12 protein-coding genes are annotated in these 11,297 nt (G+C 44.8%); 1 reads left to right on the forward strand and 11 read right to left on the reverse strand.

Going from position 1 to position 11,297, the window contains the following annotated elements; all coding sequences use genetic code 11:
* Nucleotides 1–97 precede the first annotated feature (97 nt).
* Nucleotides 98–1,342, forward strand: a complete 1,245-nt coding sequence (gene gltP / locus MTN95_RS07835) for a dicarboxylate/amino acid:cation symporter (RefSeq protein WP_248337611.1) — start codon at nt 98–100, stop codon at nt 1,340–1,342.
* A gap of 40 nt (nt 1,343–1,382) precedes the next feature.
* Here the strand turns inward: gltP and trhO are convergent, their stop codons facing one another.
* From trhO to MTN95_RS07890, 11 genes are all read right to left on the reverse strand, one after another.
* On the reverse strand, nt 1,383–2,351 hold the full coding sequence (gene trhO, locus MTN95_RS07840; RefSeq protein ID WP_105991818.1) for an oxygen-dependent tRNA uridine(34) hydroxylase TrhO: 969 nt from the start codon (nt 2,349–2,351) through the stop codon (nt 1,383–1,385).
* Nucleotides 2,352–2,627: 276 nt separating this feature from the next.
* Nucleotides 2,628–3,947, reverse strand: coding sequence for an erythromycin esterase family protein (locus tag MTN95_RS07845; protein WP_396022369.1), 1,320 nt, complete (start codon nt 3,945–3,947; stop codon nt 2,628–2,630).
* 128 nt (nt 3,948–4,075) lie between these two features.
* Complete coding sequence (locus MTN95_RS07850) at nt 4,076–4,351, reverse strand: hypothetical protein (RefSeq protein WP_024120068.1); 276 nt, start codon at nt 4,349–4,351, stop codon at nt 4,076–4,078.
* A gap of 57 nt (nt 4,352–4,408) precedes the next feature.
* Nucleotides 4,409–5,200 (reverse strand): phosphatidylserine decarboxylase, encoded by a 792-nt coding sequence (locus MTN95_RS07855; RefSeq protein WP_248337615.1) that lies wholly within the window; start codon nt 5,198–5,200, stop codon nt 4,409–4,411.
* Complete coding sequence (locus MTN95_RS07860) at nt 5,193–5,681, reverse strand: DedA family protein (protein ID WP_024120066.1); 489 nt, start codon at nt 5,679–5,681, stop codon at nt 5,193–5,195. The genes MTN95_RS07855 and MTN95_RS07860 overlap by 8 nt, the downstream gene beginning before the upstream one ends.
* Nucleotides 5,672–6,205 (reverse strand): CDP-diacylglycerol--serine O-phosphatidyltransferase, encoded by a 534-nt coding sequence (gene pssA, locus MTN95_RS07865; RefSeq protein ID WP_024120065.1) that lies wholly within the window; start codon nt 6,203–6,205, stop codon nt 5,672–5,674. Before pssA ends, MTN95_RS07860 begins: the two co-directional genes overlap by 10 nt.
* 186 nt (nt 6,206–6,391) lie before the next feature.
* Nucleotides 6,392–7,288: an alpha/beta fold hydrolase gene (locus tag MTN95_RS07870; RefSeq protein WP_248337617.1), complete on the reverse strand. Its 897-nt coding sequence runs from the start codon at nt 7,286–7,288 to the stop codon at nt 6,392–6,394.
* A gap of 174 nt (nt 7,289–7,462) precedes the next feature.
* A complete protein-coding gene (locus MTN95_RS07875) occupies nt 7,463–7,867 on the reverse strand; it encodes a DUF2606 family protein (RefSeq protein ID WP_105991822.1) in 405 nt (134 codons plus the stop codon).
* The gene (locus tag MTN95_RS07880; protein ID WP_105955631.1) at nt 7,830–8,768 is read right to left on the reverse strand and encodes a trypsin-like serine peptidase; all 939 of its coding nucleotides are present in this window, start codon (nt 8,766–8,768) and stop codon (nt 7,830–7,832) included. Before MTN95_RS07880 ends, MTN95_RS07875 begins: the two co-directional genes overlap by 38 nt.
* Before the next feature lie 149 nt (nt 8,769–8,917).
* The gene (gene purT / locus MTN95_RS07885; RefSeq protein ID WP_248337619.1) at nt 8,918–10,072 is read right to left on the reverse strand and encodes a phosphoribosylglycinamide formyltransferase 2; all 1,155 of its coding nucleotides are present in this window, start codon (nt 10,070–10,072) and stop codon (nt 8,918–8,920) included.
* Between the two features lie 99 nt (nt 10,073–10,171).
* Nucleotides 10,172–11,230, reverse strand: a complete 1,059-nt coding sequence (locus MTN95_RS07890; protein ID WP_248337621.1) for an iron-containing alcohol dehydrogenase family protein — start codon at nt 11,228–11,230, stop codon at nt 10,172–10,174.
* Nucleotides 11,231–11,297: the final 67 nt, after the last annotated feature.

Genomic DNA, 11,297 nt, shown 5'->3' on the forward strand with positions numbered 1-11,297 from the left:
AAAGCGCTATCAAAATAAATTTTTAAAAAAGGGGTTTGCATTTGATTCACGAATGGTATGAATAAGCCTCATCATATCATTCTAAAGGGGGATTCATTTGAAAAAATTTATCGCGTTTCAAATTTTAATCGCATTGGCTATCGGCGCAGTAATCGGCCACTTTTTTCCTGATTTCGGAATGGCGCTCAGGCCTGTCGGTGACGGATTTATCCGCTTGATTAAAATGATTGTCGTGCCGATTGTATTTTCTACCATTGTCATCGGAGCTGCTGGAAGCGGAAGTATGAAAAAGATGGGCAGCCTCGGCGTAAAGACCATTATCTGGTTTGAAGTGATCACCACTTTGGTGCTGGGCCTGGGACTTTTATTGGCAAATGTCTTAAAACCGGGCGTCGGGCTGGATCTTTCTCACTTAGCGAAAAAAGATATTCATGAACTTTCCGGCTATACAGAGAAAGTCGTGGATATCAAACAAATGATCCTCGATATTATCCCGACAAACATTATTGATGTCATGGCCAGAAACGATTTACTCGCTGTCATTTTCTTTGCGATTTTATTCGGTGTCGCCGCCGCTGGCATCGGCAAAGCCTCTGAACCAGTGATGATTTTTTTTGAATCGGTCGCTCAGATTATGTTTAAACTGACGCAAATCGTCATGGTGACCGCTCCTATCGGCGTGCTTGCCCTAATGGCCGCCTCTGTAGGCCAATATGGCATCGAACTCCTCCTCCCCATGTTTAAATTGGTCGGTACTGTTTTTCTTGGTCTGTTTCTGATCCTCTTTGTCCTCTTTCCGCTTGTTGGTCTCATCTTTCACATTAAGTATTTTGAAGTGCTGAAAATGATATGGGATCTGTTTCTGATTGCGTTTTCTACAACCAGCACCGAAACCGTTCTTCCTCAGCTTATGGATCGAATGGAGAAATACGGCTGTCCGAAGCGGGTGGTATCATTTGTCGTTCCTTCCGGCTTATCGCTGAATTGTGACGGATCAAGCCTATACTTATCGGTTTCCTGTATATTCTTGGCACAGGCCTTCAATGTAGACATGACGCTGTCACAGCAGCTTCTCATGATGCTTGTGCTTGTCATGACCAGCAAAGGCATCGCTGCTGTTCCGTCGGGCTCCCTTGTCGTTCTTTTGGCGACTGCAAACGCTGTGGGGCTGCCTGCCGAAGGCGTCGCCATTATTGCAGGCGTGGACCGCATCATGGATATGGCCCGAACAGGTGTGAATGTACCGGGACACGCGGTCGCCTGCATCGTGGTTTCTAAATGGGAAAAGGCCTTCCGCCAAAAAGAATGGGCCGCCGCAAACGGACAAACGGAAAGCATGTAAAAAAAGAACACCTCTCTGCATGAGAGGTGTTCTTTCCATATTATTCAGCGGCAGCGTGCTCTTCTTTTTCAATCGCTGCAAGTCTGGCGCTAACTTCTTCCGCCGTCATATTGTGTTCTTGTACATATAAGTTTCTTGGGTTCGTGCGGCATTCGTGGCTGCAGCTGCGCATATATTTGTATTCATTTTCCGGTGTGCATATGATTTTCTTATTGCATGATGGATTTGCACAGTTGACATACCGTTCACACGGTTCACCTGTAAAGTAGTCTTTTCCGACAATGACATGCTCGACACGGTTGACCGGCACGCTGATTCTTTCATCGAATACGTAGCATTGGCCGTCCCAAAGCTTTCCTTGCACCTCAGGATCTTTTCCGTATGTGACGATTCCGCCGTCAAGCTGTGATACGTCTTCAAAGCCTTGCTTCATCAGCCAGCCTGAGAATTTTTCACAGCGCACGCCGCCCGTACAGTATGTCAAAATCTTTTTGCCTTCAAGCATCTCTTTATTTTCTTCGATCCATTCTGGCAATTCACGGAACGCCTCGATGTCAGGACGGACAGCTCCTCTAAAATGGCCGAGATCATATTCATAATCATTACGCGCATCAAGGACGACTGTATCAGGATCCTGCATCTTTTCAAAGAATTCTTTAGGCTTCAAATGCTTTCCTGTTGTTTCATTTGGATCCACATCATCCTCAAGGCGAAGCGTCACAAGCTCTTTTTTATGACGGACGAACATTTTCTTGAACGCATGATTTTCTTCTTCATCAATCTTGAACACCATATCCGCAAAACGAGGATCAGCTTTCATCGCTTGCATATATTTTTCAGTCTGTTCAAACGTACCTGATACCGTACCGTTAATCCCTTCAGCTGATACAAGAATACGGCCTAACAAACCAAGCTCCTTACAAAAAGCCAGATGCTGCTCTCTAAACACCTCCGGCTCTTCAATCGGAACATATTTATAGTAAAGTAATACTCTGTATTGTTTTTCCATGATATAAACACCCTGTTCAATGATATAGTTAGTTGTTATGCACACTCTTACTATATCATACAGGAAAACACCTCAAAGATGAACACATCCGCCCAGACTGATAAAAATATCCAAACTCTTACAAACCCAGGAGGCGAGCGGGTTTGCGGAAAAACAATAGTATTTTCCATTAATTCGCTAATTGTTTTATGTATTATCATGGATAGTTGTCAGATAACTATAACAAAAATTATTATTAAAATCATAACCCTGTGTTTAGCACAGGGTTATGCCACTTTACTTTATAATAACAGAAGGCGTTATATGCTCCAGCCAAATCACACCGTCATATTGTTCCTTCAGTATCATTTGCTCCTCCTTGAAACCCCAATATAGCGCTGTACGGGGGGTATACATCCATGAAGTTCCTTTGCTTTTTTTGGTATGGAGAAAATCAACAAAGACCGATGGATGGTTCGCAGCTTTCAGCAAGTCTTCAAGACTTCCAGCCGGCGGCGGGCTTGTTACCGGATTAACGGTCTTATTATCGGAGCTATCCAGACTGGCTCCAGAGTACGCATAGATTCCAATGGTATAGGTCTGTTTTTTCAGCCGCTCAGGCAAATAATCACCCATGTTAGGTCCGTTTAGCTGTACCCAGTCCTTTATCATTTTGGTATTCTGTTTGCGAAGATGGTAATTGTGCCCCCAGACGATGATCTTCTTTTTTGGATAAAGCGTTTCTGCAACCCACTGAAATTGTTCGGCCATCATGCGGTCTCTCATAAAGAATGAAAAATCCTCCATATTCTCCGGATAATCCATTAGCTTTTCTTTCATTTCTTCCAGCATGTATGTTTCCATTACGTCAATTCTCAACTGAAGGGAATGCACAAAGATCTCATAAGCTTTCGGCTCTTTCGGAAGGTGCGCTTTTAGCGTTGAAGCATGTGTGTCAGCGAACTTGATAAGCTCCCGGTAGTTTGTTACAAGCGCTTCCTTCTTTTGCGTAAATTCTTCCATCGTTTTGCTGTTTGACACTAAGCTGAAAAAATCATTTTCTGATTGAGAAAGCAGCTCGGCTTTTTCAGGGTCCGCTGCCTTTACCCATTGATTCGCAGCACCGGCAAATGAATTCCTCAGGCTTTGAATATCAAATCCAGTGAGAATAAGCGGATCGCCTTTCTCTTTTTGCGCTTTCATATAATCAAACAGTTCAACCACATCTTCTGTGTGCCATACGGGGTAAATGGATTGTTTCATCATGCTCTTCGGGGTTAATTGATCCATGTGAAGGTAGGATGCATTTGCTTCGGGAAAGCCAGACTCAAAGGCCAGTACATCATATCCCAGTTCTTCGTGGAGGTATTTGATCATGCGGACCTTTGTTGCATTCATCTCACCTGAGCCATGTGTGGTTTCTCCTAACTGGACGATTCGTTTTCCTTTCAGCACTTTCCTCAGAAATCGAAGATCTTTGTTTGAAGCATCGGAAGAATCCAGCGGATGGGCATTCCGTTCAATCCAGCGATCCCAATGTTTTTCTTCAGAAGCAGCACGGGCGGGCGCCGCAAAAGAAGAAAATGCCAGACAGACGATCAGCAGCGGCAAAGTCATTTTTACTAACTTATGTTTCAATTCTATCTCTCCTTTTCTGCTAGGTTCTCTAGTAGTTACGAGATAGTTATAGAAAAAGTTTCCTTTTCAGTTATAAAAAAAAGCTTCTGCTGATAGAAGCCGTTTTTTTAAGAGCCTTTCATTGCCTGATGAAAATAAAACCGATACGTATTTCTCAAAAACGTTTCAACCGGAAGCTGCACATCCGATTGGTATTTGCTGATGATGAATGGAAACCGCTCCAATCCTTTTTGGCGCAAATCGTTCACTTGCTCTGCATCAGTTGCCGCCTCTTGCAGAACTGTTTCCACAATCGGCCAGCACGCTTCCTGCACCTTGTGAAGAGCCGCTCCATCTCCGGTTTGCTGATAATGTGTGATCCAGCTGACGATTTGTTTTTCCATCACTCTCACCTTTCTTCAAAAAAAGAGGCGCCGCTTCCATTTGCGAGCTCCTCTTCTTTACTCTCCATAACCTATCAGTTGCCCGACTTGGACTTCTTGGCCTTCTGTTACATCAGCAGACGGCCGGAACGCGTCTTTTTCAAAGATCAAAATGACGGTTGAACCAAATGAAAAGTACCCCAGCTCCTCGCCGATCTTCAATTGATCACCTGTGCTGGTCTGCACGATGGAGTTAATATTCATCGCGCCGACAGGAATCATCAGCACGTTTCGATTGCCGCTATTCAACTCATAAACAACTCGGTAATTTTTCGACAGTACATCTTTTCCGTATTTTAATCCTAACTGATTCACCGGGTATGAACGGTTTCCGAGTTCAGCCAGCTTTTGATATGTGCAGCTGATCGGGGAATGAAAACGGTGGTAATGCCGCGGGCTTAAATAAAGCACGATGAAATATCCGCCGTTGTATTGATGATCAGCGCTTTTACAGCCGGTCAATTCAGCAAATGAGTAGTCTTTTCCCTTTACCGTAAAGGTTTGATTATGATTGATAGTCCCTATCGTCTGAACGACACCGTCAACGGGGCTGACCACAGCATGCGCCTCTTTTGAAACAGGGCGACGCTCCAAATTAATATTCCGAATAAACAATTCGGAAAGCGAACCGTAGTCAGCGGCCGTTCCGTCTACATCATTCCAGTTAATCTGAAAGTGTTTAGAGAAGAGCGGAATGACCGGCTTACTGATTTTCGATTCGCAAAATCCTTTGATCAGGCAGGATGATAATCGATGGTTTGTCAATTCTATCAATGATCGGTACAGAATCTTAATAGCCGTATTAAACATGAATAATCCCTATGACCCTTCCGATTGTAATAAAAATAAAGCACCACAAAAAGGCGCCGATCGCTGCATATGCGATATACGTTTTCAGCTCCATTTTGCCGATTCCCGAAAAATAACACGTCACATGCCGGACGCCTGGAATAAAATAACCTAATATAAGAGAATACGGTCCGTATTTCTTCATCCATTTTTCTACTTTCAGCATTCTCTTTTCTTTCAAACCGACCCATTTGCCATACTTATCGATAAACGGACGCCCGGCCTTTCTGCCGATCATGTAGCTGATCATCATCCCTAACAGGGCTCCGACAAAGCTGATAAAAATGGCAAGCTCATAATTCAGCACATCAATATGCGTAAAATAACCGACGATTGTCATCATGACTTCGTCGGGTATCGGCAATCCAATAATTCCAAGAACAAGCATCAAAAAAATAGCGAGATAACCATAATCCGCTATCAGCTGCTGCACTAATTCCATCTTTCGGACTCCAGATTTTCTGCTGCGTGTTTTTTAAAATGAGGAAATTTCACTTTGCTCACCATTAAATAAGACAGCCCGCATGTGCCGAGCGCCAGCAAAATCGGGTTATTCACAAAGCATAAAATGACGAGACACATTGCCGCAAATGGAATCGGCATTCCGATAAACGTCGGAAGCTTGCTTTGTTCAACATTAAATTTAGAGAGCCGAAGCATTCCGCAAATACTGTAAGCCAGCGCGCATAGTATCCCGATAAACGGCAGGGCATATAAAGCGACACTGTAGGCGAGCATGGATGGCGCCACGCCAAATGTAACCAGATCGGCAAATGAATCCAGTTCTCTCCCCATATCAGATACAGCATTCAGCTTCCGCGCAGCCATTCCATCGAAGAAATCGAGAAACATGCCGGTAAAAATGAAAATCACTGCTGAATGGATGTTGTGAAATATTAAGGAATGAACCGCCAAAAGCCCGCAAATAAAGTTTCCTATCGTAATCATACTGGGTATATAATTCACAGTGTAATCAAACCTCCAATTGAAAAAACCTTATATCAACACGACGTTGTATATCGAATCAGCGTTACAGGAAAAATCTCTCTATTAAGCATGATAACATAGACTGCCAGAAAAAAAGCAGCACTCAAATTCTATTATTATACAACATTTGTTACCTTTTGAACAATGAATGCCAGTCTTTTCAATTTATGTGCAAATTTCATTTTCGCCTAAAAATGACAAAACACGTTCATTGACATAATCCGGCTGCTCCAGAGGTAACAGGTGTCCCGCGTTCTTAACCATTTCCGTCTGAATCCCCGTAACCAATACAGAAGCTCTTTCTAAAGCCATTTGCTGACGGTACATCACCTCATGCTCACCGAACATCACCAGCATCGGAACCGTGATCGACTTTAACTCCGCGTCTGTGAACACGTACGGGAAGCCTTTTTCTCTCGGTGTCAGGCTTCTTTTCTCATCCTGCCACTTGACTCCAGCCTTGATCTGCTTTTGCAGCATGGGATGAAGCTGATAGCGGTCAGCTGTCAGCCACTTGATGTAAGCATCAGCCCCGCTCGGCTCACTAAGGCCTGCGGCATATTTATAGACATCCGGATGAAATGATATAAACGCTTCAGCAGGACTCATGACAACCGCTCGTTCCACTCTTTCAGGCATATCAAGCAGAAAGTTCACTGTATGAAGCCCGCCAAGGGAAAATCCGGCCAGATGTGCTGTCTTAAGTCCAAGCGAATCAAAAACATCTTTCAGCCAGTGAGCGCAATCAGCTCTCGTATCCAGAGAGGCTGATGGTATACTTTTATTTTTGTCTCCTATTATATCGACTGCATATGTACGATATTGACCGCTCCACTCGGCGATATTCGGATACCACATGACAGAGCTGAAGAGCCCTCCGTGAAGCAGTACGAGCGAAGGTGCGTCCTTTGGCCCACTTGCCATGATATGTGTTTTTCCAAAACGAGTAGAAACATAGAAAGCTTCCGAATCAATCGGCCACAAAGAAAGGCTTTCATCATAAGCCTGGTAAAAGCATGTACCGCCTTCAGCCGCGGCAAGCTGCATCGAATCCTGTTTCATCTTTTTCTTTTTCCTCCGACTTTCATTTATATATAGAGAAAGGAGACTGCCCTTTCTTGTAAGAAAAAATACCCATTCTTATTATCTCATATAACAATTTTCCAGTATATAGTTTGATCATATACGAAGAACAATAAAAAAAAGACGCTCTTCCTAAACTTGAAGGAAAACCGTCTATTCTTTAAAGACTAATGGAATAACCTTATCTTTTTTGTCCTTTGTTAATGACACTTGATGTGTCACAGACGCTTCATTCTTCGTTAAGGCAATGGAGTATTCTCCCTTTTTCCCGGTATCCCATGTGATGTCTCCGTTTTTGTCTGTCAAACCGAGAATCTCACCGATCTCTGTATTCGGCTCCTGATCTGATGCCGGCGCTTTGACAATCGTCACTTGAACGCCTTCCATCGGTAACCCGGCATCGTCTTCCACATGAAGGGTCACAGGGATCGTTGTTTCTTTCTGAGCAGAATCTGAATGCGCCTGAGAGCTGCATCCGCATAAAAACAAAATAGAAAGGAAAACGGCCAGTTTGCCGTATTTATTGCTTTGCCCAATATTGTATATTGTTGAATACATCATTCGTCACCCTTGTTCCCAAGTTATATGACGATCCTCCGTTGGTATGGATTGCAATGGCCGTCTGCCCCGTATCACTATAATTGCGGTAAACAGGCGAGCCGCTTTGGCAGCCGTACGTATCAGTTGTATAAGTCAGCTTATACGTTTCCGCAGAGCGAATCGGCTTTGTATCAGACCACATGGTGCCGAAAGTCTTGTCACACGGAAATCCTGTAACTGAAGTAGAGAGGCCGACGGGGCTACTGCTGTTTGTTGTTCTATAGCCATACCAGCCAACCGTGTTGCCAGGAGAACCATTTAGTTTTATTGCACCGTAATCATAATTGGTATCTTTGCTTTCCGTCCATCCTTTAACGGAGTAAAACATCGTGCCGGAATAAGTGCCGTATGGATAGGATGAACCATTGCGGCCCGGCGCAGCAGTGATCGAAGAAGCCCACCCGTGATCCTGGCTGTACACACAATGTCCGGCCGTTACCACAGTATTTGGGTTCACTAAAAAGCCTGTGCATCCATAAGTGCTTGAGGTATTGGGATATTTGACAGATAGCTGAACCGTTGCTCTGTAAGGAAATGACGTAGTGCCTGAAATTCTGACGCGTTCATCAGATCCAATTACACTTGAAGGCTTTAAGGATTTAATGTTTTTTTCTGATTCTATGAGCTCGTGTAATGTTTTGCTTGTTTTTCCGGTTCCTTCATAAGGATCAGAAACCAATTCCGCTTTCGACGTCTGGTTATTGCTGACTTCAGCTTCCTTTCCCGTATTGGAGACAGAGGTTTGCGGGTTCTCCGCCGCTTCTGCCGGCGTTCCGAAAGATACCGCCGCTGCCGTTGCCAAACACAAAATCATAAACCCTGCAAAGCATTTTTTTCTGAATCTTGAGACTACTCTCATTTTAGTCATCCCCCTCCTTTTGTGTCAACCAGCCTTTTCATTGGAAGACTTTTACATTATAATCAAGAATTTGATTCTTATGATACAATTTTTGGCGGGATGATAAAAAAACGGGCCATGTATCAAGACAAGGCCCGTCTGTTTCATGTTTATTGAATCGATAGTTGATCCAGCGCTTTCTTCGCGTTCTCTCGCGCTTTTCCAACAGTGTCAGCCGCAGAAAGCGCAACCGCCATACGGCGTCCGACCTTCGTTATCGGCTTTCCAAACACGCGCACTTGTGTCTTTGGCACTGCCAGCGCGTTTTCCAAACCTTCAACAGTGTAATCCGCTGACTCTTCCGGTGCTTTGAGGGGCCGGCTGGCGCCTGGAGATAGCTGTGTGATTTCTGTAATCGGAAAGCCGAGAATCGCCCGGACATGCAGCGCGAATTCCGACAAATTTTGCGTCACCAGCGTCACAAGACCTGTATCATGCGGTCGAGGAGACACCTCACTAAAATATACCTTGTCTTTCGCAAGGAAAAGCTCAACACCAAACAGACCGTACCCGCCAAGCTCATCAGTAATGGCTTTCGCAATATGCTCCGCCTCTTCAATTTGTTGCTCTGTCATATGATGAGGCTGCCATGATTCGATATAGTCTCCATCCTTTTGCTCATGGCCGATCGGCGCACAAAATACCGTACCGTTCACTGCACGCACAGTTAAGAGTGTAATTTCTGATTCGAACGGGATAAACTCCTCGACGATCACGCGTCCGTTCTTCACTCGTCCGCCTTCCATCGCCGTCTCCCAGCAGCTCTCCAAGTCCGCTTCCGAGCGGCATACGCTTTGGCCTTTTCCCGAAGAACTCATCAACGGTTTGACAACACAAGGAAAGCCGATATGAGCTGCCGCCTGTACAAATTCTTCATATGTATTCGCAAATTCATAGCCTGCCGTCGCAAGATCGAGCGTTTCTGCCGCAAGCCGCCTGATGCCTTCCCGATCCATCGTCAGCTTTGCTGCACGCGCATTTGGGATAACGTGAAATCCTTCCTCTTCAAGCTTCAGCAATTCATCCGTCGCGATTGCCTCAACCTCAGGCACAATCAAATCAGGTTTTTCTTTCTCAATAATGTGTCTGATCTGCTCACGATCCAGCATGTCAGTGACATAGCTTTTATGCGCCACCTGCATCGCCGGAGCATGCTCGTAGCTGTCTACCGCCACCGTCTCTACCCCGAGACGCTGGGCTTCAATCACAACCTCTTTCCCAAGTTCACCTGAGCCTAACAACAAAACCTTCTTTGATTGATACATCTTTGCCCCTCCTATCTGTTCAAAAACCATTATAACTGAAATATTCAAAAAATAAATTTCACAATAAAAAAGCTAAAATAAGAAAACCCTTATTTTAGCTTATGATTCCAACACATTGATTGCCGCCACAACATCCGCTTCACAAAAAGAACCCATCAAACATAACGATTCTTCCGGCTTGCACGCATGAGCCGCAATGACTTTCTTCGCTTGCTCTTGATCCTTATGGATGCCTAAATCACTCAGTTTCACCGGGAAGCCAAGCTGCTGATAAAATGGAATCAGCTCTTCAATTTCCTGATTTCTCTTCTCAAGCGCAAGCTGAATCAGTATGCCGTACGCCACCTTTTGTCCGTGCAGTACATGATGGGTTTTCGGGATAAAACTCAGACCGTTGTGAACCGCATGGGCACCCGCCATCCTGCCGAAGCGTCCGGCATAACCGCCTACAGTTCCCGCCAATGTAATAATGGTTTCTGCTACAGCTGTGAAAGAAGCCGAGGCTTCCCCTCTCTCAAGGCTTTCAACAGCCTTAAGGCTTTCCTGCAGCAAAAGATCACGAATATAGACAGACTGCCTAAGCCCTGCTTCGACCATTAATGAAACAGGCTCCTTCGTATTTCTGATAATGGCTTCCGCTTCATACCACTTCGCAAGCGTGTCGCCAATTCCGCTTTTGACATATTCGATAGGAGAAGAAAGCAGCAATAACGGATCAACGAGTGTCAAATAGCTGGAACGTTTATGATAATCAACTCGAATAAAGTTGCCTTCTTGATCATAGATCACGCTCAGCGGCGTGCTTGCCGCGCAAGTTCCCGGGATTGTCGGAACAGTTATGACTTCAATATCCAAATGATCTGCGACGGCTTTTGCTGTGTCTAACACCGTTCCGCCGCCAATCCCGATCATGAGATCAGCAGATGCCGCTTGTTCCGCAATCTCCCTTATTGCTTCAGGCGAGCTGTACCCTTTATGCTGAATCACTCTCCACTCTGGCGGAATCGCAGCATACTTTTGAAACGCCTCATACGACTTGATGCCCGTTACAACAACAGGATGCTTCCATTCCTTCACAAATGCCGGCAGCTCTTTTACAATTCCTTGTTTGCATATGTATTGATTCGGACCGCTTCGGACAATATCTTCTGGCTGCATCTCTCATCTCTCCTCCATTTTTTCATCAATCATCTCACTCTCCTTCAAATGGTGTCAATCCGCTTAC

Origin of the sequence: Bacillus sp. 2CMS4F (assembly GCF_023161785.1) — a bacterium.
Lineage (GTDB): Bacteria > Bacillota > Bacilli > Bacillales > Bacillaceae > Bacillus > Bacillus halotolerans.

Coding starts and splice junctions, on each gene's coding strand:
- MTN95_RS07850 (WP_024120068.1), bottom strand. CDS start 4,351: ATGGAAAAACAAATCGTCAGCTGGATCACACATTATCAGCAAACCGGA.
- MTN95_RS07855 (WP_248337615.1), bottom strand. CDS start 5,200: ATGTTTAATACGGCTATTAAGATTCTGTACCGATCATTGATAGAATTG.
- MTN95_RS07870 (WP_248337617.1), bottom strand. CDS start 7,288: ATGAAACAGGATTCGATGCAGCTTGCCGCGGCTGAAGGCGGTACATGC.
- MTN95_RS07890 (WP_248337621.1), bottom strand. CDS start 11,230: ATGCAGCCAGAAGATATTGTCCGAAGCGGTCCGAATCAATACATATGC.
- MTN95_RS07860 (WP_024120066.1), bottom strand. CDS start 5,681: ATGGAATTAGTGCAGCAGCTGATAGCGGATTATGGTTATCTCGCTATT.
- MTN95_RS07880 (WP_105955631.1), bottom strand. CDS start 8,768: ATGAGAGTAGTCTCAAGATTCAGAAAAAAATGCTTTGCAGGGTTTATG.
- MTN95_RS07845 (WP_396022369.1), bottom strand. CDS start 3,947: ATGACTTTGCCGCTGCTGATCGTCTGTCTGGCATTTTCTTCTTTTGCG.
- purT (WP_248337619.1), bottom strand. CDS start 10,072: ATGTATCAATCAAAGAAGGTTTTGTTGTTAGGCTCAGGTGAACTTGGG.
- trhO (WP_105991818.1), bottom strand. CDS start 2,351: ATGGAAAAACAATACAGAGTATTACTTTACTATAAATATGTTCCGATT.
- MTN95_RS07875 (WP_105991822.1), bottom strand. CDS start 7,867: ATGTATTCAACAATATACAATATTGGGCAAAGCAATAAATACGGCAAA.